Source organism: Pseudomonas sp. P116, assembly GCF_020149425.1.
Taxonomy (GTDB): Bacteria; Pseudomonadota; Gammaproteobacteria; order Pseudomonadales; family Pseudomonadaceae; genus Aquipseudomonas; species Aquipseudomonas anatoliensis.
In genome coordinates this window covers 608,398-628,974 of record NZ_JACVHB010000003.1, presented here as the reverse complement: position 1 = coordinate 628,974, position 20,577 = coordinate 608,398, and the positions used below count along the sequence as shown (strand labels likewise).

23 protein-coding genes are annotated in these 20,577 nt (G+C 58.5%); 10 read left to right on the top strand and 13 right to left on the bottom strand.

All coding sequences use genetic code 11. The annotated features are described in order from the left end of the window. Window positions 1-97 precede the first annotated feature (97 nt). The 4 genes from ICA15_RS13315 (at window position 98) to cfaB (ending at window position 3,311) form a co-directional block, all read left to right on the top strand. A complete protein-coding gene (locus tag ICA15_RS13315) occupies window positions 98-349 on the top strand; it encodes a hypothetical protein (RefSeq protein ID WP_150603629.1) in 252 nt (83 codons plus the stop codon). 64 nt (window positions 350-413) lie between these two features. Then, entirely contained in the window at window positions 414-1,259 is an 846-nt protein-coding gene (locus tag ICA15_RS13310) for a DUF692 domain-containing protein (RefSeq protein ID WP_210553293.1), read from the top strand. Then, on the top strand, window positions 1,250-2,038 hold the full coding sequence (locus ICA15_RS13305) for a DNA-binding domain-containing protein (protein WP_210553294.1): 789 nt from the start codon (window positions 1,250-1,252) through the stop codon (window positions 2,036-2,038). The genes ICA15_RS13310 and ICA15_RS13305 overlap by 10 nt, the downstream gene beginning before the upstream one ends. A gap of 85 nt (window positions 2,039-2,123) precedes the next feature. Next, complete coding sequence (cfaB, locus tag ICA15_RS13300; protein WP_150603626.1) at window positions 2,124-3,311, top strand: C17 cyclopropane fatty acid synthase CfaB; 1,188 nt, start codon at window positions 2,124-2,126, stop codon at window positions 3,309-3,311. 41 nt (window positions 3,312-3,352) lie between these two features. Here cfaB and cls read toward each other — a convergent pair whose 3' ends face one another. Beyond that, entirely contained in the window at window positions 3,353-4,792 is a 1,440-nt protein-coding gene (cls, locus tag ICA15_RS13295) for a cardiolipin synthase (protein WP_210553295.1), read from the bottom strand. Between the two features lie 131 nt (window positions 4,793-4,923). Here cls and ICA15_RS13290 point away from each other — a divergent pair, with 131 nt between their 5' ends. Continuing rightward, on the top strand, window positions 4,924-5,442 hold the full coding sequence (locus tag ICA15_RS13290) for a DUF3617 domain-containing protein (RefSeq protein WP_210553296.1): 519 nt from the start codon (window positions 4,924-4,926) through the stop codon (window positions 5,440-5,442). A 156-nt stretch (window positions 5,443-5,598) separates the two neighbouring features. Here ICA15_RS13290 and ICA15_RS13285 read toward each other — a convergent pair whose 3' ends face one another. From ICA15_RS13285 to ICA15_RS13255, 7 genes are all read right to left on the bottom strand, one after another. After that, window positions 5,599-6,930 carry a dihydroorotase gene (locus tag ICA15_RS13285; protein WP_210553297.1) on the bottom strand — a complete coding sequence of 444 codons (1,332 nt, stop codon included), beginning with the start codon at window positions 6,928-6,930 and terminating at the stop codon, window positions 5,599-5,601. Between the two features lie 3 nt (window positions 6,931-6,933). Beyond that, window positions 6,934-7,494 carry a DapH/DapD/GlmU-related protein gene (locus tag ICA15_RS13280; RefSeq protein ID WP_150616936.1) on the bottom strand — a complete coding sequence of 187 codons (561 nt, stop codon included), beginning with the start codon at window positions 7,492-7,494 and terminating at the stop codon, window positions 6,934-6,936. Continuing rightward, entirely contained in the window at window positions 7,491-8,366 is an 876-nt protein-coding gene (locus ICA15_RS13275; RefSeq protein ID WP_210553298.1) for a metal ABC transporter substrate-binding protein, read from the bottom strand. Before ICA15_RS13275 ends, ICA15_RS13280 begins: the two co-directional genes overlap by 4 nt. Before the next feature lie 11 nt (window positions 8,367-8,377). Beyond that, window positions 8,378-9,244: a metal ABC transporter permease gene (locus tag ICA15_RS13270; protein WP_210553299.1), complete on the bottom strand. Its 867-nt coding sequence runs from the start codon at window positions 9,242-9,244 to the stop codon at window positions 8,378-8,380. After that, window positions 9,244-9,912 (bottom strand): metal ABC transporter ATP-binding protein, encoded by a 669-nt coding sequence (locus ICA15_RS13265; protein ID WP_150616933.1) that lies wholly within the window; start codon window positions 9,910-9,912, stop codon window positions 9,244-9,246. The genes ICA15_RS13270 and ICA15_RS13265 overlap by 1 nt, the downstream gene beginning before the upstream one ends. After that, window positions 9,909-10,805, bottom strand: a complete 897-nt coding sequence (folE2, locus tag ICA15_RS13260; RefSeq protein ID WP_210553300.1) for a GTP cyclohydrolase FolE2 — start codon at window positions 10,803-10,805, stop codon at window positions 9,909-9,911. Before folE2 ends, ICA15_RS13265 begins: the two co-directional genes overlap by 4 nt. A 196-nt stretch (window positions 10,806-11,001) precedes the next feature. Further along, window positions 11,002-11,379: a glutamine synthetase gene (locus ICA15_RS13255; protein WP_210553301.1), complete on the bottom strand. Its 378-nt coding sequence runs from the start codon at window positions 11,377-11,379 to the stop codon at window positions 11,002-11,004. A 220-nt stretch (window positions 11,380-11,599) separates the two neighbouring features. Between ICA15_RS13255 and zigA the strand changes: the two genes are divergently transcribed. Together zigA and ICA15_RS13245 are read left to right on the top strand one after the other, a co-directional pair. Then, a complete protein-coding gene (gene zigA, locus ICA15_RS13250; protein WP_210553302.1) occupies window positions 11,600-12,805 on the top strand; it encodes a zinc metallochaperone GTPase ZigA in 1,206 nt (401 codons plus the stop codon). Beyond that, window positions 12,805-13,455: a DUF1826 domain-containing protein gene (locus ICA15_RS13245; RefSeq protein WP_210553303.1), complete on the top strand. Its 651-nt coding sequence runs from the start codon at window positions 12,805-12,807 to the stop codon at window positions 13,453-13,455. Before zigA ends, ICA15_RS13245 begins: the two co-directional genes overlap by 1 nt. Before the next feature lie 4 nt (window positions 13,456-13,459). On the opposite strand, the gene ICA15_RS13240 is transcribed toward ICA15_RS13245, so the two are convergent. Continuing rightward, entirely contained in the window at window positions 13,460-13,816 is a 357-nt protein-coding gene (locus ICA15_RS13240; RefSeq protein ID WP_210553304.1) for an NADH:ubiquinone oxidoreductase, read from the bottom strand. A 41-nt stretch (window positions 13,817-13,857) separates the two neighbouring features. On the opposite strand from ICA15_RS13240, the gene ICA15_RS13235 reads away from it, so the two are divergent. Further along, window positions 13,858-14,823 (top strand): CobW family GTP-binding protein, encoded by a 966-nt coding sequence (locus tag ICA15_RS13235; RefSeq protein ID WP_210553305.1) that lies wholly within the window; start codon window positions 13,858-13,860, stop codon window positions 14,821-14,823. A 96-nt stretch (window positions 14,824-14,919) separates the two neighbouring features. Here the strand turns inward: ICA15_RS13235 and ICA15_RS13230 are convergent, their stop codons facing one another. Then, window positions 14,920-15,333, bottom strand: a complete 414-nt coding sequence (locus ICA15_RS13230; RefSeq protein WP_042561850.1) for a DUF3301 domain-containing protein — start codon at window positions 15,331-15,333, stop codon at window positions 14,920-14,922. A gap of 117 nt (window positions 15,334-15,450) precedes the next feature. On the opposite strand from ICA15_RS13230, the gene pdxY reads away from it, so the two are divergent. Further along, window positions 15,451-16,323, top strand: coding sequence for a pyridoxal kinase PdxY (gene pdxY, locus ICA15_RS13225; protein ID WP_210553306.1), 873 nt, complete (start codon window positions 15,451-15,453; stop codon window positions 16,321-16,323). Between the two features lie 99 nt (window positions 16,324-16,422). Here the strand turns inward: pdxY and ICA15_RS13220 are convergent, their stop codons facing one another. Next, window positions 16,423-16,905, bottom strand: a complete 483-nt coding sequence (locus ICA15_RS13220) for an acyl-CoA thioesterase (RefSeq protein WP_003229693.1) — start codon at window positions 16,903-16,905, stop codon at window positions 16,423-16,425. Between the two features lie 281 nt (window positions 16,906-17,186). Here ICA15_RS13220 and ICA15_RS13215 point away from each other — a divergent pair, with 281 nt between their 5' ends. Continuing rightward, window positions 17,187-18,950, top strand: a complete 1,764-nt coding sequence (locus tag ICA15_RS13215) for a cation:proton antiporter (RefSeq protein WP_210553307.1) — start codon at window positions 17,187-17,189, stop codon at window positions 18,948-18,950. A gap of 21 nt (window positions 18,951-18,971) precedes the next feature. On the opposite strand, the gene ICA15_RS13210 is transcribed toward ICA15_RS13215, so the two are convergent. Further along, the gene (locus ICA15_RS13210; RefSeq protein WP_003187120.1) at window positions 18,972-19,379 is read right to left on the bottom strand and encodes an SMI1/KNR4 family protein; all 408 of its coding nucleotides are present in this window, start codon (window positions 19,377-19,379) and stop codon (window positions 18,972-18,974) included. A 138-nt stretch (window positions 19,380-19,517) separates the two neighbouring features. Next, window positions 19,518-20,390 carry a Tim44 domain-containing protein gene (locus tag ICA15_RS13205; protein ID WP_150603611.1) on the bottom strand — a complete coding sequence of 291 codons (873 nt, stop codon included), beginning with the start codon at window positions 20,388-20,390 and terminating at the stop codon, window positions 19,518-19,520. Window positions 20,391-20,577: the final 187 nt, after the last annotated feature.

Below are 20,577 nucleotides of genomic sequence, written 5' to 3'. Positions count from 1 at the left end.
CCCGCTGTAACGCCATCAGGGCAGCGTTCTCTAGTGCTGTGTCGGGACTGAACAACCTTCCAGCCGACATCCCTGATGCTTACCGAGGATAAGAAAAATGACGATCAAGACCGCTGCTGCTGGTGCCGCTCTCGCTTTGGCTGCCGCTACCCTGTTTGCCGGTGTAGCCACCAATGCGGTAGCCAGCGAGGCCAACGTGCACTGTTACGGCGTGACCGCCTGCAAAGGCCAGAACGATTGCAAAACCCAAGACCACGCTTGCAAAGGCATGGGCGCTTGCAAAGGCCAGGGCTTCAAATCGATGACTCAAGCGGCTTGCGATAAAGCAGGTGGCAAGGTCGGCGAATAACTGACCGGTAAGTGCCGCCGCAGTGGTAAGCGCCACTGCGGCCACTTTTATCAGGAGCCCGCACATGTCTGCCTCACTTCCTTTCCTCGGCTACGGCCTGGGATTGCGCAGCGCTTACTACCAGCAGATCCTTGAACAGTCGCCCGACGTCGACTGGTTCGAAGTGGTCTCGGAAAATTTCATGGTGCAGGGCGGCAAGGCTCTGTATTACCTGGACGCCATCGCCGAGCGCTATCCGCTGGTGATGCATGGCGTCTCCCTGTCCATCGGCGGGCCGCATGCCCTCGACCCGGACTATCTCAAACAACTCAAGCAATTGGCCGATCGGCTCAAACCGGCGTGGATCTCCGACCATCTTTGCTGGAGCCGCGGCAACGCTCACCAGTTGCATGATCTGCTGCCGTTGCCGTACACCGCTGAGAGCCTCGAATACATCGCTGGCCGAGTGGCTCAGGTTCAAGATGTGTTGCAGCGTCCATTGGTGCTGGAGAATGTCTCCAGCTATGTGCGCGCCGCCTCGGATGATTTCACCGAGTGGGAATTTCTCGCCGCACTGAGCCGGGTGAGCGGCTGCGAGTTGCTGCTGGACGTTAACAATGTCTACGTCAGTTCGCGCAATCACGGCTTCGATCCGTGGAGCTTTATTGAAAGCCTGCCCAAGAACAAAGTGCGCCAGTTGCACTTGGCAGGGCATAGCGATTACGGCGACTACGTGATCGACACCCACGATCATCCGGTGAGTGACCCGGTCTGGGCGCTGTATCAGCGCACACTTGAACACTTCGGGCCGGTGTCGACATTGCTGGAACGTGACGATCACTTTCCGCCGTTTGAAGAGATGCTCGATGAATTGCAAAAGGCTCGCGAGCTCGGTAGCCATGTCTTGGCCGGGAGGCAGCAATGCGCCTGAGGGAATGGCAGTTGGCATTCGAGTCGTTTCTGCTGGATGACGCAGCGACGGCCAACCTGGCATTGGGAAAGAGCCTGATCGGCGGCCCGACGCTGGATATCGACACCGGTCTGGCGATTTATCACAACGCCTACAAGGCGCGTTTACTGGAAGTGTTGCGCACGGATTACCCGACGATCTGGCACTGGATGGGCGACGAAGAATTCGACCTGCTGGCTACCGCGTATATCCGCCAATGCCCGTCGGCACACTACAGCCTGCGCTGGTTGGGCAAAGGGTTCGCCAGTTTTGTCTGTGAGTACCTGGTGCCGGAGCAGGGCGCACCACTGGCCGAATTGGCTGCGCTGGAATGGGCGTTCACGCTGGCCTTTGATACGCCCGCAGGTTCGCCGTTAACCCTCGAAACGATGGCGTCGCTTGCTCCGCAAGATTGGCCCGGGTTGCAGTTCAAACCCACACCGTCGCTGCAAAGGCTGGAGTGCAAATTCAACAGTCTCTCGCTGTGGCGCTCGGTGAAGGAAGAAAGCGAATTCCCCGCAAGCATGGCGCTTGCTGCCCCTCAGCTCTGCCTGATCTGGCGTAATGATCTGATCTGTCATTACCGCAGTCTGGAAGCTGCCGAAGCCTCGGCCCTGAACGGGCTGCTCAACGAAGGCTGGAGTTTCGCCGAACTGTGTGCGGCGTTGGCAGTCATTTATGGTGAGGGCGCTGCACTTCAAGCCGTCACCTGGCTGAAACAGTGGGTGCAGGATGGCCTGTTGGAGCGTCTGGAACGGTAGATTCGGCCAATCAAATCGATAGCCTGCTATTTTTCAAGGATGGTCTACCCTCAGATCAGACGTCTGAAACAAGGGGGGATTTTCCATGCTCGCGCAACTTCCACCGGCCTTACAGAATCTGCAGCTACCGCTTCGCCTGCGACTCTGGGACGGCCATGAATTCAATCTGGGCCCAACGCCCAGCGTCACCATCGTGGTCAAGGATCCCCAGATGGTCACCCAGTTCACCCATCCAAGTCTGGATGCGCTAGGGGCGGCGTTCGTCGAAGGCAAGCTTGAACTGGAGGGCTCGATCAGCGAGGTCATCCGGCTCTGCGACGAATTGAGCAATGCGTTGCTCGGTGCAGACGACGACAGTCATCCCGTGCGTTCGGTGCATGACAAGGAAACCGACGCCAAAGCCATTTCCTACCATTACGACCTGTCCAATGCGTTCTACCAGCTGTGGCTGGACAGCGACATGGCGTATTCCTGCGCGTATTTCGAAACCGGCAGTGAAACCCTGGAACAGGCGCAACAAGCCAAATTCCGTCATCTGTGCCGCAAGCTGCGTTTGCAGCCGGGCGACTATCTGCTGGACGTCGGCTGTGGCTGGGGTGGATTGGCGCGGTACGCCGCGCGGGAATTCGGCGCGAAAGTGTTCGGCATCACCCTGAGCAAGGAACAGCTGGAACTGGCCCGCGAACGTGTCAAAGAAGAAGGTCTGCAAGACCAGATCGAACTGCAACTGCTGGACTACCGTGATCTGCCCCAGGACGGTCGCTTCGACAAAGTGGTCAGTGTCGGCATGTTCGAGCACGTCGGTCACGCCAACCTGGCCGAGTACTGCAAAACGCTGTTCGGTGCGGTGAAGGAGGGGGGGCTGGTGATGAACCATGGCATCACGGCCAAGCACACCGATGGCCGCCCGGTAGGACGTGGTGCCGGCGAGTTCATCGAAAAATACGTATTCCCCAATGGCGAGTTGCCGCATCTGTCGATGATCTCTGCCGAGATCAGTGAAGCCGGGCTGGAAATTGTCGACGTCGAAAGTCTGCGCCTGCACTACGCACGTACCCTCGACCACTGGAGCGAGCGTCTGGAAGACAACCTCGAAACCGCAGCGAAGCTAGTGCCGGAGCAGGCGCTGCGCATCTGGCGGTTGTACCTGGCCGGTTGTGCTTACGCCTTCGCGCGCGGCTGGATCAATCTGCACCAGATCCTCGCGGTAAAAGCGCACGCCGATGGCAGCCATGAATTGCCGTGGACTCGCGACGACATCTACCACCCGTGATTTCCTGTATCCCCTTGCCCTCCGCACAGGGCAGGGGAATGTCAGAGAATCGGCGAAATAAGCCGGGCGATCCGCATGCCGACTTGTTGCAGGCGGTGGATCTCCCGGCTTTCTTCTTTGGCGATCTCGTAAGATTGCTCGAAATCCTCGATCAGCATCTGTTCCACGTTGGCGGAGAAGTCGCTGTCGACCGTCAGCAGCATCACTTCGAAGTTCAAGCGGAACGAGCGGTTATCCAAATTGGCGCTGCCAATGGCGCTGATCTCGCTGTCGATCAACACCACTTTCTGATGCAGGAATCCGGGTTCGTAACGGAACACCCGAACACCGGCGCGCACAGCTTCGAAGGCGTACAGGCTGGACGCCGCGTAGACGATGCGGTGATCGGGGCGCGAAGGCAGCAGTAAACGCACGTCGACACCGCGCAACACCGCCAGGCGTAATGCAGCGAACACGGCCTCATCGGGAATGAAGTAGGGGCTGGTGATCCACACCCGTTGCGTCGCGGCGTGGATAGCTTCGACGAAAAACAGCGAACAGGTTTCGTAGGCATCTGCCGGGCCACTGGCAAGCAATTGGCAAAGAACGCCGTCTTCCGGGTACTCGTCGGGCAGAATCAGCGGTGGCAGTGTGCGCGCCACCCAGAACCAGTCTTCGGCGAAGGATTCCTGCATGCACGCGACCACCGGACCGCGCACCATTACATGAGTGTCACGCCACGGTGCCAGCGGCGGTTTTTCTCCCATGTACTCATCGCCGACGTTGTGCCCGCCGACAAATCCGATCACCCCGTCGACCACCACGATTTTGCGGTGGTTACGGAAGTTGACCTGAAAGCGATTCAGCCAGCCGCTGCGGTTGGCGAACGCTTTCACCTCGACGCCGCCATCGCGCAATGCCTGAACATAGTCGTGGGGTAACGCGTGACTGCCGATGCGGTCGTAGAGCAGATGAATCGCCACGCCTTCGCCGGCCTTTTTCAGCAACAGATCACGCAGGCGTTGACCGAGCCGATCATCGTGGATGATGAAGAACTGGATCAGCACAGCTTCCTTCGCCGTGTCGATGGCTTGGAAAATCGCCTCGAACGTCGCTTTGCCGTTGACCAGCAACTGCACTTCGTTATTGGCCAGACACGGCATTCGCCCCAGTTTCGGCATGGCGCGCAATGATGCGTAGGCGTTCGAAGCGCGCGCGGTCAGGGCTTCTTCCACCCACGGCCGCCAGTTCAATTCGGAGATGGCCTGGCGCATCTGTTCGTTAGCCTGGCGCCGCGCCTTGATGTAGCCATCGAAGGTGCTGCGACCGAACACCAGGTACGGAATAAGCGTGAGGTAGGGAATGAAGATCAGCGACAATGCCCAGGCGATCGAGCCTTGAGCCGTGCGCACGGTGAGCACCGCGTGAACGGCGGCGATCAAGCCGAGGGTGTGTATCAGGGCGATCAGATAACCGAAAATATGCGGTCCAAAATAATCCATGGGGCAGCCTTGCTCCGGAAGATTCAATGCTTAACAGACCATGTTCCGCCGCGAATGTCGCTATTTAATTGGTGCATGAACCGAAGCAATTGGCCGACGTCTAACGGCCACTACTGATCAGGAGTTTTTCGATGAACATTCGTCTGCTGGGTTTGGCGCTGGGCCTGGGTTTGGCATTGCCGGTGGGTGCTCAGGCGCAGATGCTGCAGCCGGGGCTGTGGGAAATGACGTCGAGTAACGTCAAAGTCGATGATCAGCCGATGGACGTGCAATCAATCCTCGGCCAGTTGCAAGGCCAGATGACCCCGCAGCAGCGGGCGGCGCTGGAGAAAAACGGCATCAATATCGGCGGCAAGGGCATCCGCGCGTGCCTGACGCCTGAGCAAGTGGCGACCAATGATATTCCGCTGGCCGACCCGCAATCGGGCTGCAAACAGCAGATCACCGAACGCAACGGCAACCAGTGGAAATTCCGTTTCAGCTGCCCTAAAGCACAGGGTACCGGTGTGGCGACATTCCTCAGTGATCGGGAATTCAACACCGTCGCCAACGGCACGTTCAATGCCATCGGCATCAACCAGAAGGGCAGCCTGGAAACCCGCGCCGTGTGGCTGGGTCAGGATTGCGGCGCCGTGAAACCTCGTGCCTAAAAGCTGCGTTACCGGCATTGCGCGGTATTAATGCAGGAGCGGCGGCACGCTGCGATCTTTAGACTTTGCTTTTGAAAGCCAGGGTCAAAAGATCGCAGCCTCGTTTCACTCGAATGCTCCTACAGGGGACTAGGTGTGATGGCTGGCGAAGATCACTCAGCGCATAAACCGCAACGGCAAACCGCGACAGCCTTCATTCACCCGACCATCGCACCAGGCGATCTGACCTGACACCAGCGTCGTACTGACCCGATGTCGAAAGCTTCTCCCGGCAAACGGCGTCCACCCGCACTGCGACAGAATCGGTTGCCGAGACACCTCGAAAGTCCGCCGCTCAACCAACACCAGATCCGCCCAGTACCCTTCACGCAAATAGCCTCGATCCGGAATCGCAAACAGATCCGCCACGCGATGACTGGTCTTCGCCACCAGAGTGCTGATTGACAGTACGCCGTCCGCCACCAGTTCCAGCAACGCCGGCAATGCATGCTGCACCAGCGGTAAACCCGAAGGTGCTTCAGTGTAAGGTCTTTGCTTTTCCGCCCAGGTATGCGGCGCGTGATCGCTGCCGATGACGTCCAGTCGATTGGAGTTCAACGCTTCGCGCAAGGCATCGCGGTCGGCCTGAGTCTTGATCGCCGGATTGCATTTGATCAGGTTGCCGAGCGCGGGATAGTCGCGATCATCAAACAGCAAGTGATGCAGGCAGACCTCTGCCGTGATGCGTTTTTGCGCCAGTGGTTTGTCTTCGAACAACTCCAGTTCACGAGCGGTGGTGAGGTGTAGAACGTGCAGTCGTGTGCCGTGACGCTTGGCCAGTTCCACCGCCAACGAAGACGAGCGATAGCAAGTCTCGGCATTGCGAATCAGCGCATGGGCGGCGGGCGGCGGATGCTCACCAAACAGATCGCTCAGGTTGGCCGCATTCGCGTTGATGCTTGGCGTGTGCTCGCAGTGAGCCAGCAAGATCGTCGGCACTTCGGCAAACAACCGTTCAAGAATCTTCGGATCATCCACCAGCATGTTGCCGGTGGAGGCGCCCATGAACACTTTGACGCCGGCCACTTCGCAGGGATTAAGCGCGGCGACGGTGTCGAGGTTGTCCTGGCTGACACCAAAGTGAAAGCCGTAATTGGCCACAGAGCTGAGCGCCGCCCGGCGTTTTTTATCCGCCAGCGCTTCGAGGCTGAGGGTGGCGGGGCTGGTGTTGGGCATGTCCATGAAACTGGTAATGCCTCCCGCAACCGCCGCGCGAGATTCGGTGTGGATGCTGCCCTTGGCCGGCGCACCGGGTTCGCGGAAATGCACCTGGTCATCGATCATCCCCGGCAACAACCACTGACCGGCCGCGTCGATTTCGACGCTCGCATTTTCACCTTCGATGCTGCGCGCAATCTTGACGATACGACCGTTGCTGACCAATAGATCCCCATCGAACTCACGTCCTTCGTTGATCATTCTTGCATTGCGAATCAGCACACTGCTCATGGTCTAAAACTCGTTCTGCAAGGCTTTGTAACCGCGCACCAAATCAACGTTGGTGCGCGCCACGTCTTCGGAAAACTCCGAAGCGCTGACACTCACCGGGGGGAATTGCGAGAGGTCGGTGTTCGGGCCGATGCGGGTGGTGGAGGGCACGTAGAAGGCGTCCGGCAAATCGCGTCCGTCGACCACCGAGTTGTGCCGCACCACGCAGCCGTCGCCAACCACGCAATTGAACAGCACGCTGTTGAAGCCAATGAACACCCGGTCGCCGACCACGCACGGACCATGCACGATCGAACGATGGGCGATGGAGGTGAACTCGCCGATGGTCACCGCCGCGCCGGATTTGGAGTGGATCACCACACCGTCCTGGATGTTCGAATTGGCGCCGATGGTGATCGGCTCCATCTCGCCTGAAGCATCCACTTCGTCGGCGCGAATGACGGCGTAGGGGCCGACGAACACGTTTTCACCAATCACCACCTTGCCGCAAATGATCGCGGTTTTATCGACGTAGGCTGACTCGGCGATCTGTGGCAGATCGCCTGAAGGATTCTTGCGGATCATGGTTGGCTCAGCGCTTTGTAAAGGGTGTTGAGGTTGTATTCGAACAGCCCGATAAAGGTGCTGGCCGGGCCCCTGGCGGCGAGGGCGTCCGAGTAGAGCGTGCCGCCAATGTGCGCGCCGCTTTCATCGGCAATCTGCTTGAGCAATCGCGCGTCCTTGATGTTTTCCATGAACACCGCTTTGACTTTCGCCTGGCGGATCTGGGTAATCAGCGCCGCGACTTCGGCGGCCGAGGGGTCACGCTCGGTGGACAATCCTTGTGGGGCCATGAAGTCGATGCTGTACGCCTGGCCCAGGTAACCGAAGGCATCATGGCTGGTGACGATTTTGCGATTGCCCGCTGGCAGGGAACCGAGTTTGGCCTTGGCTTCGGCGAGCAGGGCGTAGATCTGTTTCAGGTAGGTTTGGCTGTTGCGCTCGTAGTCGGCCTTGTTCGTCGGGTCGGCGGCGACCAGCGCTTTGGTGATGTTGGCGACGTACAACTCGGCGTTGGCCAGATTGTGCCAGGCGTGCGGATCGGGAACGGTTTCACCGTCCTCATCCAGCGAGCGCGGGATCACTCCGTGACTGGCATTGACTACCGTGGCTTTGGTTTCGGTGCTGGTGACCAATCGATCCAGCCACGGTTCGAAACCCAAACCGTTCTTGATGATCAGTTTGGCTTTGAGCAGTGCTTTGGCATCGTCCGGGGTCGGCTCATAGGTGTGCGCGTCAGCGTCCGGGCCGACCATGTTGGTGATCTGGATATGCTCGCCACCGACCTGATGAACCATGTCGGCGAGGATGCTGAAGCTGGTCACCACCGGCAATTTTTCAGCCGCCGACAATGACATCGACAGCATCAGGCTGAACAGCACTAATAGAACGCGCATCGGGAAACACCTCATTGGGATGTAAGCAACGGTGGGCGGCGCAGCAAACCGTGAACCGGTCCGAACACCACGGAGAGCAAATATCCGGCCCCCGCGACCAGCACGATGGCCGGCCCGCTGGGCAGCGAGAAGTAGAACGACAGCAGCAATCCGAGCCACACCGACAGGCAGCCGAGGAGGGCGGCTATAGCAATCAGGATCGGCAGGCGGCGACTCCAGAATCGCGAGCTGGCGGCGGGCAGCATCATCAGTCCAACGACCATCAGTGCGCCAATCGCCTGAAATCCGATCACCAGATTCAGCACCACCAGGGTCAGGAACACACCATGGGCGAGTGGGCCAAGTCGGCTGACGGTTCTCAGGAACAATGGGTCGAGGGTGTCGAGCAGTAACGATTTATAGATGAGTGCCATGGCAATCAGGCTGAAGCTCGATACCCACAGCATGCCGTTGAGGGTCGGTCCGTCGACCGCTAATGCCGACCCGAAGAGCAGGTGCAAAAGGTCGAGGCGTTTGCCGGCGATGCCAAGAATCAGCACACCGCCTGCCAGCGATATTGGATAGATCGCGGCGAGGCTGGCGTCCTCTCGCAAACCCGTTTTGCGAGTGATCCATGCGGCGAGTCCGGCCATGCTCAGGCCCGCGCCGAGACCCCCGATGGTGAGCGCAGGCAGACTGAGGCCGGCGAACCAGAAGCCCAATGCGGCACCGGGCAGGATGCCGTGGGCAACGGCGTCGCCAATCAGACTCATACGCCGCAAGATCAAAAACACGCCGAGGGGAGCGGTGCTGCAGGCCAGCACCAAACCACCGAGCAGGGCGCGGCGCATGAACACGAACTCGCTAAACGGCTGAAAGAAGTGTGCGACGGTGAGCATCAGGCCACCTGCGTATGCGGTGACTGCTGGATGAGTTCTTCGCTTGTGCCGAATACGCAGGCGCTGTTTTTTATCAGCAGCGTTTTTGGAATGTGTTGGCGAACGGCGTAGAGGTCGTGGCACACCACGATCAATGTTCGACCTTCGGCGTGCCAGGCGTGGATGTGTTGCCAGAGCAACTGTTGGCCCAATTCATCGAGTGCAGCGTGCGGTTCGTCGAGTAGCAAAACAGGAGCGTCGGTCAGACTCAATCGAGCGAGCAACGCGCGTTGTAATTCGCCGCCGGACAAGGCCATCAAGGGGCGTTGATCAAGTCCGTTCAGGTGCCAGTTTTCCAAGGCTGCAGCGAGGCGCTGTGCACGCAGTTGTGTGGACAATCGACGTCCCCAGAAACCGGCGGCCACCAGCTCTTCGAGGCTGATCGGGAACTGGCGATCGAGGTGCTGTTGTTGGGGGAGGAAGGAGATTCCGCTTTGCCGTGGAACACTTAACGAGACCTTGCCTGCCAAAGGCCTTTGCAGCCCGGCGATGACTTTCAGCAGGCTGCTTTTGCCACAGCCATTGGCGCCGATGATTGCCGTCAGGCTGCCGCTTTCGAATTCGAGGGTCAGGGGCGAAGTCAGCGGTTGGCCAGGTGCGCCCCAACTCAAGGCTTGGCAACGGATCATGCCTGCTCCCGGTGCCAGTGACTTTCGGCGACAGCATCGTGGGCATGCAGGCTTTCGGCGTGGGTCACTCGCAGGTGGAATGCGCTGACTCCAGGTGAGCGACGTAGCGCAAGATTCAGTCGGCGTGCGGCGTCTTCACAGAACATCAGGTTCTGCCCGTTGGCGAGGGCGAAGGCTTGTTCGTCCGCGCGTTTGACCGCAGTCTGAACGGCGGTGCCGAGGGCGGCTTCGGCATCGTTGATGATCGCGCTCAATGGCAGTTCATCGATGAATTCGTCGAGATGAACGTGTAGTTGCGCGAAGCTTCGTTGGCTGTGGGGCGTTGCGACAATGCCTTGGGGTGAGCCCAGCCACGCTAAAACTTCGGCGTGTTTCAGTTGTTTGTTGGCAAAGTCATCAATGAATTGTTGCTGGATAAGCTGTCTCGCAAGCGCTGCCGAGCACGGACATGTCGAGGAGTAAGGCACTTCAATTTCTAGTTCCACGTGGAACATTCTGTTTTTCAGGCTGGCCGAAATGGTGACTGGATAGGATTTCCATCCGGCCAGAGGGCTGATCAATGCGGGTCGCCTTAGAAGTAAATCCGTGTGAATTTTCAAATAGGCGTTGCTGGACAAACCTGCGTGGCTATCGAGGAAATGCACAAGAATCTGGTGAAGCAGCGCTGGGCTAATGTTGCGTTGTTCAAGGGTTTCGAGTGCCAGATACAAGCGCGACATATGAATACCGCGCGCCTCACCATCATCAAGACTTACACCCGCATCAGCTTTCGCACTCAGGCGTTGGCCGTCCAGAAAAACAGGCAACGCGATGCCGCGCATGCCCACCCATTCGAGTGGCAAGGCTTGGCGAGCGGCCTGCGCGGCGATATCCGGAAGTGTCAGCGAATTCATGATCGGGACCATCGTGTTGATTAAATTCGATGTTACATTATAACAATTCGAATCACGATGTCTTTTTCATGAACAGGTTTTCATATGTACGCGCAAATTCCGCCTAGGGTTCCACGTGAAACACTCGGGAAAATCACCTATTCCGAGCGAGACATCATCGTGGTCGTATCCTCGACATGTCGATGACTTGGGCGGATTAGCAACCGGACAATCGGCTACAGGTGAATTTCGCGCTGCTGCCACCTGAGCTGGAGAATCGATTGATGGTGGTCCATCCCACCCGCCGGGTATAGCCGACCCAGGCTTCACCGTCGGAAGCGATGCCAGTGAAGAACGTCATTTGCCCAAACCGACTATTGGTCTGCGCCCAATATCGCTTGCCGTTCTTTTCAAAACCGCGCAGGTAAAGCGTGTTGCCGACCGTGTTAACGCTGTAGGTGTTGCCATCGGCATCCGCGCAGGCCAGCAGATTGGCGCTACGCGTGCAGGAGGCGAGCGCTGAGGTTTGTCCCCATGCGGTGGCTACAGTTAACAACAGGGCACTTAAAGCCAAGCATTTCAGCGCATTTTTCATCACATTTTCCGAGCCTGAACTTGAAGGCAGCTTTCGTCTGTTTGTAGATAAGAGAAAGAGCAGGGCTAGCCATTCTCTATTGTTATACTATAACATCAGTTTGAACTGAGCCTGATTCGGCCGATTTCAAACGTTTACCTTCTGCGAAGCTCCGTGTGAAGCCAGAACGTCACGCGCTACGCAAAAGCGCTATCGGCTGCCATTTAAAGAGGATTACCCAATGTCAGCCGAACTGCCTGTGACCGTTCTTTCAGGATTTCTTGGTGCCGGAAAAAGTACACTTTTGAATTACGTACTACGTAATCGCAAGGGTTTGCGCGTGGCGGTCATCGTCAATGATATGAGCGAGATCAACATTGATGGCAGCGAAGTTCAGCGCGATGTCAGCCTGAACCGCGCTGAAGAGAAACTCGTGGAAATGAGCAACGGCTGTATCTGCTGTACGTTACGCGAAGACTTGCTCGAAGAAGTCAGCAAACTCGCGCGAGAAGGGCGGTTTGATTACTTGCTGATCGAATCCACCGGTATCTCCGAGCCATTGCCCGTCGCAGAGACTTTCACCTTCCGCGATGAGCAAGGCCAAAGCCTCGCCGACATCGCCCGTCTGGACACCATGGTGACTGTAGTCGACGGCGTGAATTTCCTGCTCGACTACCAGGCCGCCGAAAGTCTTGCCTCTCGTGGTGAAACGCTTGGTGACGAGGACGAGCGCTCGATCACCGACTTGCTGATCGAGCAAATCGAGTTTGCCGACGTGCTGTTGATCAGCAAAATCGACCTGATCAGCCAGCACGAGCGCGAGGAATTGACCGCCATCCTCAAGCGGCTCAACGCGCAAGCCGAAATCATCCCGATGGTGATGGGCGAAGTACCGTTGGAGAAGATTCTCAACACCGGCCGCTTCGACTTCGAAAAAGCTGCGCAAGCACCCGGCTGGTTGAAGGAGTTGCGCGGTGAGCACGTCGCGGAAACCGAAGAGTACGGGATTGCCTCCACCGCCTACCGGGCGCGTCGGCCCTTTCATCCGCAACGCTTTTTCAACTTCATCGATCGTCCATGGCTCAACGGCAAGCTGCTGCGCTCAAAAGGTTTCTTCTGGCTGGCAAGCAAGCCCAACGATGCCGGCAGTTGGTCGCAGGCCGGTGGCTTGATGCGCCATGGTTTTGCCGGGCGCTGGTGGCGTTTCGTGCCGAAAAGCCAATGGCCGCAGGATCAGGAAAGTACCGTTGCGATCATGGAAAACTGGACGCCGAGTGTCGGAGATTGCCGTCAGGAGCTGGTGTTTATCGGCCAGAACATCAATTTCGTACAGCTATCTAGCGAGCTCGATGGGTGTCTGCTGACCGACGATGAAATGGCGCTGGGTGCGGAAGGCTGGCGATTGCTGCCGGATCCATTCGGTCCGTGGCACGAGGAGGCCGCCTGATGCTTGCGATTAAGCTGCTGCAAGAGCGTACGCGCTCACAGCATCAGGGCCCTACTCCCAAAGCGCTGAGCCGAATTCTTGACGACGATATCAACCTCGCCGTCTGGCAGCGACATATGCCGCTGCACATCGCCGAATTCGCAAGGTTATTACTTTCGCTAAACGAGCCCTTGGCAGAGTCGTTATGCCTGGAACTGGCCGACGAAGACGCCGAACCTGATCTCTGCGGACTGGCCTCAGGCTTCCGCGATCTGGAAGGCTACGATGGCTTTATCGCCGATCTGAAATGGCTGGTCAGTGCCTTCGCTTGCCTGCTCGGTGCGCGGCGTATCGGTTTGCGCCTGCGGGTGCTGGATAAAGCCATGTGCCCGCGGTTCCACGTCGATCACGTGCCGGTGCGCTTGATCACCACCTGCGCGGGAATTGGCAGTGAGTGGCTGGAGGAGGGCGTCATGGATCGACGCCAACTCGGTCAGGCCAACGCCGAGCCGACGGGCACCACACAGATCCAGCAACTCAAGAGCGGCGAAGTGGCACTGCTAAAAGGTGAAAAATGGCACGGCAATGAAGGGTTTGGCTTGATCCACCGCTCGCCGCAACCGGCTCAGGGCGAGCGCCGTTTGATTCTGACCCTCGACTGGCTTGGTTAACGCCTCATGGCTTGAGCCATGTGCCCTGGCTCTGGCCTTCGCAGTAAGGCTTTAGATAAGCGGCGTCAGTGGCGACGCCGTAATAGTGGATGTCTTGGCGATAGGGCATATTGGCGACTTGTGCGTTGCTGCACACACCAAAAGCGCCGTTGGGGCATTGATCGACGTACTGCACCTCGACTTTCTGTCCGGCCAGTGCTGGCTGGCAGAAGCCGTCGCTGAACAGTTTTGCCGGGATGTTGCGGTTCTGCTGGCAGACTTTCACGTCGAGCCGCTCGCCCTGACTGTGCACCACGCAGGCCTGAGCCAACACCTCGCTGGACACCAGCAGCAACAGCAACGACCATCCCATCCAACGCATCTTCAATCTCCTCAGAAACTTTCCTTAGAAAATCCCCGGCCATGTTGCAGAACATTCCTGTCCACGTCATCGCAGGCCCACTCGGCGCCGGCAAGACCAGCCTGATCCGCCAGCTCATGGCGCAACGCCCTGAAGGCGAGCGCTGGGCGGTGCTGATCAACGAGTTCGGCCAGATCGGCCTCGACGCCGCTCTACTGACCCGCGACGGCGATGGTATCGCACTGGGGGAAGTGGCCGGGGGCTGTTTGTGTTGCGTCAACGGGGCGCCGTTTCAGATTGGCCTTGGACGTTTATTGCGCAAGGCGAAACCGCATCGGCTGTTTATCGAGCCCTCTGGACTGGGCCACCCCGCGCAGTTGCTCAAGCAGTTGAGTGAAGCGCCATGGCTGGGTGTGCTCGCGGTTCAGCCGTGTGTTCTGGTGCTGGATGCCCAAGCACTCAATGCGGGCAAAGCGTTGCCGGCAGCGCAGCAGGATGCGTTGGCCAGCGCTGGTTTACTGGTGTTGAACAAGGCCGAAAACCTTTCTGAAACTGGCAGACAGAAGATTGCCAGTCAGTTGCCGCCAGTCAGGCTCGTCTGGACGCAACAAGCGCAATTGCCCTTGAGCGAATTGCCGGGGCTGGCCGCGCGAGCGGTGGCGGCTGTGGATAAGCTGATCGTGCCCAAAGGATTGGCGCAGATGCCGGCGGTCTGGAGCGATCCGACACTGCCGATTTGCCTGAGCCAGGCCCAGGACGGTGGTTGGAGTATCGGTTGGCGTTGGCATCCGAGCCAGACGTTCGACTCACAAAAGGTCGCAGCCTGGCTGGAAAGTCTTGTCTGGAAAAGGGCGAAACTGGTTATCCACAGCACGAATGGCTGGGTTTCAGCGAATGCCCTGGAGAACGCTGATCTGCATTGGCAGGCCAGTGAATGGCGGCGCGATTCGCGGATCGAGCTGATTTTCAGTGAGGCGCAGGATGTTGGCGTTTTGCAGAAGTCGTTAGCGGGTTGTCTGGTGAATTAAATATCAAAAGATCAAAAGATCGCAGCCTTCGGCAGCTCCTACACAGTGCACATAAATCCACTGTAGGAGCTGCCGAAGGCTGCGATCTTTTGATTTCTACGGCTTCCACTTGGTGTGTTCCTGCCGCCACTGACTCAGCTCGATCACCTCCGCCCGTGGCTTGTGAACTTCAACAACTGGCGGCGTATCGTCGAAAGGTGCCGGGTAGGGCGCCAATTCAATCTGCGCACTGTGTGCGCCGAACTGGGTGATGGTGCCGTTGTGTCGGCTTTCGCCGGTCACGGTGAACTCGAAGTTGTAGACCCGCGCCAGTCGCCGGCGACCGCTGGCATCCTTGATAAAACCAATCTTCTTCAAAGCGACGTTGCCGTCCAGCAGCTCCACACCGACGTTGATGCAATGCTGTTTGACCCGCTCCAGCGCCCGCTCGCGCAAGCCGTGGTTGTGCCATAGCCACGCGCCAGCGGCGGCGAACAGTATCAGCACGAAGATGTTTTCGAGGGTCAGCATCAACAATGAACTCCAAAAGTTAGCGCCAGCTTAACTGCGTCGCCGGTCTGTCGTACAGGCTGCGTTTCGTCGCATACTGCGCGGCTTGAATTTCAATCGTTTTACGGAAAAGCCCGAATGAAACGTACGCCTCATCTGCTCGCCATTCAGTCCCATGTGGTGTTCGGCCACGCCGGCAACAGCGCCGCAGTATTTCCGATGCAGCGGGTCGGGGTGAATGTCTGGCCGCTCAACACGGTGCAGTTTTCCAATCACACCCAGTACGGCCAGTGGGCCGGCGAAGTGCTGGCGCCGCAACAGATTCCCGAACTGGTCGAAGGCATTGCGGCCATTGGCGAGCTGGGCAATTGCGATGCGGTGCTGTCCGGTTATCTCGGCAGCGCAGCGCAGGGCCGGGCGATTCTCAGTGGCGTGGCGCGCATCAAATCGGTCAATCCGAAAGCGCTGTATTTGTGCGACCCGGTGATGGGCCATCCAGAGAAGGGTTGCAGCGTACCTACTGAAGTCAGCGATTTTCTGCTGGAAGAAGCGGCCGCTGTGGCGGACATCATGTGTCCGAACCAATTGGAGCTGGACAGTTTTTCCGGGCGCAAGCCGCAATCGCTGTTCGATTGCCTGGCAATGGCTCGGGCGCTTTTGGCTCGCGGACCGAAAGTCGTCCTGGTCAAGCATCTGGATTACCCGGGTAAACCGGCGGATGGTTTCGAGATGTTGTTGGTGACCGCCGAGGGCAGTTGGCACCTGCGTCGTCCGCTGCTGGCGTTTCCGCGTCAGCCGGTGGGCGTGGGCGATCTGACGTCCGGCCTGTTCCTGGCGCGCGTGCTGCTGGGCGACAGTCTGGTGGCGGCGTTCGAGTTCACGGCGGCAGCGGTGCATGAGGTGCTGCTGGAAACGCAAGCGTGCGCCAGTTACGAACTGCAACTGGTGCGGGCGCAGGATCGCATTGCGCATCCGCGGGTCAAGTTCGAAGCCACTGCGATCAGTTTGTAAGCCTTTAAAAGCGAAAAGATCGCAGCGTTCCGCAGCTCCTACAGGGTTCTGGATTGCCATGTAGGAGCTGCGGGACGCTGCGATCTTTTGTTTTTTAGGTCAGGCGTCGCCCTTGATCTCCTGATAACGCTTTTCCAGTTCCTGGCGAATCTGCCGGCGTTGCTGCGCCTGCATGTAGCGGCGCTTGTCTTCGCTGTTCTGCGGCTGCAACGGTGGCACAGCGGCCGGTTTGCGCTGGTCATCCACCGCGACCATGGTAAAGAAGCAGCTGTTGGTGTGGCGCACCGAGCGCTCGCGGATGTTTTCGGTGACGACTTTGATGCCGACTTCCATCGAGGTGTTGCCGGTGTAGTTGACCGACGCCAGGAATGTCACCAGTTCGCCGACATGGATCGGCTCGCGGAAGATCACCTGATCCACAGACAATGTCACCACGTAGCGGCCGGCGTAGCGGCTCGCGCAGGCGTAAGCCACTTCGTCGAGGTATTTGAGCAGGGTGCCGCCGTGGACATTGCCAGAGAAATTGGCCATGTCGGGGGTCATCAGTACCGTCATCGACAGCTGGGCGTTTCCGGGTTCCATAACGTTCTCACGGATCAAGGCTGGTTTGCTGGAAGCACCTCTGCGGGTGCCTGGTCACTTTTCAAAAGCACCGTTATCGGGACGCCGGGCGACTGGCTGTCGTCACGCCGGGATCGATCTGTTTCCTAATATTGCACCGCCTTCCAGTGAGAAGTCGCGGTGTTAACCTGCAAAAGCCCTGCCCAAGGGCAATTCCCACACGAAAAGCGGATTTTTACCCCGGCTCGCTCAGACCTTTCTGATGCCTGACTGCGAGCGTCGTCATTCAAGGAGCCCACGCCATGCATGCCATCAGCTTTATTCAGGACCTGGCAGTGATCATGTTGGTCGCGGGCGTGGTGACCGTGTTGTTCCATCGTTTCAAGCAGCCGGTGGTGCTCGGTTACATCGTCGCCGGCTTCATCATCGGCCCGCACACCCCACCGTTCGGCCTGATCCACGATGAAGAAACCATCAAGACCCTCGCCGAGCTGGGGGTGATTTTCCTGATGTTCTGCCTCGGGCTGGAGTTCAGCCTGCGCAAGCTGTTCAAGGTGGGCGCCACGGCGTTCATCGCAGCGTTCCTCGAAATCGTCCTGATGATCTGGATTGGTTACGAGATCGGTCGCTGGTTCGACTGGAACACCATGGACTCGCTGTTCCTCGGCGCGATCCTGGCGATCTCTTCGACCACCATCATCGTCAAGGCACTCAACGACCTGAAGATGAAGAATGAGCGCTTTGCTCAATTGATCTTCGGCGTATTGATCGTTGAGGACATCCTCGGTATCGGCATCATTGCCTTGCTGTCGAGCATCGCGGTCAGCGGCACGGTGAGTTCCGGAGAAGTGTTTTCCACGGTCGGCAAGTTGTCGCTATTCATGATCGTCGCGCTGGTGATCGGCATTCTGCTGGTGCCGCGGTTGCTGGCTTACGTGGCCAAATTCGAAAGCAACGAAATGCTGCTGATCACCGTGCTGGGCCTGTGCTTCGGCTTTTGCCTGCTGGTGGTCAAACTTGAATACAGCATGGTGCTTGGCGCATTCCTGATCGGCGCGATCATGGCCGAGTCGCGGCAACTGCTAAAAATCGAGCGACTGATCGAACCGGTTCGCGACCTGTTCAGCGCAATCTTCTTCGTCGCCATCGGCCTGATGCTCGACCCGATGATTCTGCTGCAATACGCGTGGCCGATTGCCGTGATCACGGTAGCTGTGGTGCTCGGCAAGATGCTGTCCTGCGGGCTCGGTGCGTTTATCGCCGGCAATGACGGACGCACCTCACTGCGAGTAGGGATGGGACTTTCACAGATCGGCGAATTTTCCTTCATCATCGCTGCGCTGGGCATGACGCTGCAGGTCACCAGCAACTTCCTCTATCCGGTGGCCGTGGCCGTCTCGGTGATTACCACGCTGCTGACGCCGTACCTGATTCGCTCCGCCGATCCACTGTCGATCAAACTGGCTGCCGCGATGCCGCAGCGTTTGGGGCGGGTGCTGGGGATGTACGGCGAATGGCTGCGCAGCATTCAGCCGCAGGGCGAGGGGGCGATGCTGGCGTCGATCATCCGGCGAATCCTGTTGCAGGTCGGGGTCAATCTGGCGCTGGTCATTGCGATCTTCTTCTCGGGCGCGTTCTTCGCCGAGCGTATCTCGACGTATCTGCAAGACTGGATCAGCGATCCGAGCTGGCAGAAAGCGTTGATCTGGGGCGGGGCTTTGCTGGTGTCGTTACCGTTTCTGATCGCGGCCTATCGCAAGCTCAAGGCGCTATCGATGCTGTTGGCCGAGATGGGCGTGAAGCCGGAGATGGCCGGAAGGCACACGCAGCGAGTGCGCCGGGTGATCTCCGAGGTGATCCCGATTCTCTCGCTGCTGGTGATTTTCCTGCTGCTGGCAGCCTTGTCGGCCAGTATTCTGCCGACCAACAAGTTGCTGGTGCTGATCGCCGTGGTCGCGGCCGCCGTGGCGGCGCTGCTCTGGCGCTGGTTCATCCGCGTGCACACGCGGATGCAGGTGGCCTTGCTGGAAACCCTCGACAACCACAAGGAGTCGTCGGGGCAGTGACCACCCGGGGCGTTTGGCCGATCAGCTTTCCAGCCAGACGTCCCGCGCCCAATGCCAGACCGATTCCCAGGTTTCTTCGGCAATCAGCTCTTCCTCGGCTTGCCATAACACCACCGTGCCGTCTTCTTCGACACAGTAGTAGTCGTCGCCGTCCTGGCAAATTGGAATCAGACTGCGATCCACGCCGGCATCCCAGGCGTTGGCGGCGACATCCGGCAAGTAGGTGTGCGATTGCGGGTCGGTGACAGTTACCGGCTCCAGGCTACCGTAAACCACGTCGCTGACCGTCAGCAAAAACTCCCTGAAGACAAACGGAATATCGATGAACAGTTGTTCTTCGATTTCAACCAGCAGGTCTTCGTCAGGCAACTCCAAAGGAACCGGTACCGGTTCGTTGGCTTCGCGCAGTTGTTCGATGATTTCTTCCACGTCCGGGATCCTCTTGCTTGTATGGCGCGGTTTATATGGGCCGGTTTATACAGTAGCTTGCTATAGATGCAACCGCGAAATAGAAAAACCCCGGACAAGTCCGGGGTTTTTGTTACCGCATGCTTAACGCAGAGGGGATCAGCCGTTCTGGCGGATACCGGCCACCAGCCAAGGCTGGTTCTCGCCCTGCGGACGTTCCATGTTCCAGCTTTCGCTGAACACTTCGCCCTGGTCGAAACGCGAGGTCTTCGACACACCGCTGAAGGTCAGGGTGGCGATGGTCTTGTCGGCACGGTCATCTACGCCGTCCAGTTGAACCTGGAGGTTGTCGATGTAGGTCGACTGGAAGGCGTCGCCCAGATCCGCACGCTCACGCTTGAGGAACTCGAGCATCTGCGGGGTCACGAACTCGGCGATCTTGTCCATTTCGTTAGCGTCCCAGTGCTGCTGCAGCGACTGGAAGTGGCTGCGTGCAGCTTCAAGGAAGCTCTGCTCGTTGAACCAGGCCGGTGCGTTGATCACCGGACGGGCGGCAGCAGGTGCAGCCGAACCACCGAAGATCGAACCCATGCCGGCAGGCTTCTGCTCGAACACTTCACGCTGCATCGGCGCGCCAGCCGGAGCCAGGTGCTCCTGCTGCTTGCGGCGACGAGCGGCGATGAAGCGGAAGATCACGAACGCGATCACGGCCATGATCAGGATGTCGAAGATCTGCATGCCCTGGAAGCCGCCGCCCATGAACATGGAAGCGAGCAGACCACCGGCGGCGATACCGGCCAGAGGGCCGAGCCATTTCGAAGCACCGCCGGCCTTGGCAGCAGCGCCAGCGGCACCGGCAGCACCAGCGGTCGCCGCAGCGCCGCCAGCTGGAGAAGAAGGAGCCATTTGGCTGGTCTGGTGCGACGGCGCAGCGCCGGCGCTTTTGCCACCACCAAAGCGCTTGGCGTTGGCGTCGAGGCTCATCGTCAGGCCGATGCACAACGCCATGGCGATGCTAAGAAAACGTTTCATAAAGGGAATTCCCGTTTGTGGAGACACGCGCGCCATGTTGCACAGCTGAAGTGTTGCTGGCTAGCGAGAGAGTGTTTCGGGCTTTTGCCTGACAGGTTACGTTCAGCTCCGTCGGGGCAATAAGGCCATGTACTTTCGGCTGTAGGAAAAGGAGATAGGTTCAGAAAGAAATTGAAACCTGTAGGAG

Coding starts and splice junctions, on each gene's coding strand:
- ICA15_RS13315 (WP_150603629.1), top strand. CDS start 98: ATGACGATCAAGACCGCTGCTGCTGGTGCCGCTCTCGCTTTGGCTGCC.
- ICA15_RS13310 (WP_210553293.1), top strand. CDS start 414: ATGTCTGCCTCACTTCCTTTCCTCGGCTACGGCCTGGGATTGCGCAGC.
- ICA15_RS13305 (WP_210553294.1), top strand. CDS start 1,250: ATGCGCCTGAGGGAATGGCAGTTGGCATTCGAGTCGTTTCTGCTGGAT.
- cfaB (WP_150603626.1), top strand. CDS start 2,124: ATGCTCGCGCAACTTCCACCGGCCTTACAGAATCTGCAGCTACCGCTT.
- cls (WP_210553295.1), bottom strand. CDS start 4,792: ATGGATTATTTTGGACCGCATATTTTCGGTTATCTGATCGCCCTGATA.
- ICA15_RS13290 (WP_210553296.1), top strand. CDS start 4,924: ATGAACATTCGTCTGCTGGGTTTGGCGCTGGGCCTGGGTTTGGCATTG.
- ICA15_RS13285 (WP_210553297.1), bottom strand. CDS start 6,930: ATGAGCAGTGTGCTGATTCGCAATGCAAGAATGATCAACGAAGGACGT.
- ICA15_RS13280 (WP_150616936.1), bottom strand. CDS start 7,494: ATGATCCGCAAGAATCCTTCAGGCGATCTGCCACAGATCGCCGAGTCA.
- ICA15_RS13275 (WP_210553298.1), bottom strand. CDS start 8,366: ATGCGCGTTCTATTAGTGCTGTTCAGCCTGATGCTGTCGATGTCATTG.
- ICA15_RS13270 (WP_210553299.1), bottom strand. CDS start 9,244: ATGCTCACCGTCGCACACTTCTTTCAGCCGTTTAGCGAGTTCGTGTTC.
- ICA15_RS13265 (WP_150616933.1), bottom strand. CDS start 9,912: ATGATCCGTTGCCAAGCCTTGAGTTGGGGCGCACCTGGCCAACCGCTG.
- folE2 (WP_210553300.1), bottom strand. CDS start 10,805: ATGAATTCGCTGACACTTCCGGATATCGCCGCGCAGGCCGCTCGCCAA.
- ICA15_RS13255 (WP_210553301.1), bottom strand. CDS start 11,379: ATGAAAAATGCGCTGAAATGCTTGGCTTTAAGTGCCCTGTTGTTAACT.
- zigA (WP_210553302.1), top strand. CDS start 11,600: ATGTCAGCCGAACTGCCTGTGACCGTTCTTTCAGGATTTCTTGGTGCC.
- ICA15_RS13245 (WP_210553303.1), top strand. CDS start 12,805: ATGCTTGCGATTAAGCTGCTGCAAGAGCGTACGCGCTCACAGCATCAG.
- ICA15_RS13240 (WP_210553304.1), bottom strand. CDS start 13,816: ATGCGTTGGATGGGATGGTCGTTGCTGTTGCTGCTGGTGTCCAGCGAG.
- ICA15_RS13235 (WP_210553305.1), top strand. CDS start 13,858: ATGTTGCAGAACATTCCTGTCCACGTCATCGCAGGCCCACTCGGCGCC.
- ICA15_RS13230 (WP_042561850.1), bottom strand. CDS start 15,333: ATGCTGACCCTCGAAAACATCTTCGTGCTGATACTGTTCGCCGCCGCT.
- pdxY (WP_210553306.1), top strand. CDS start 15,451: ATGAAACGTACGCCTCATCTGCTCGCCATTCAGTCCCATGTGGTGTTC.
- ICA15_RS13220 (WP_003229693.1), bottom strand. CDS start 16,905: ATGGAACCCGGAAACGCCCAGCTGTCGATGACGGTACTGATGACCCCC.
- ICA15_RS13215 (WP_210553307.1), top strand. CDS start 17,187: ATGCATGCCATCAGCTTTATTCAGGACCTGGCAGTGATCATGTTGGTC.
- ICA15_RS13205 (WP_150603611.1), bottom strand. CDS start 20,390: ATGAAACGTTTTCTTAGCATCGCCATGGCGTTGTGCATCGGCCTGACG.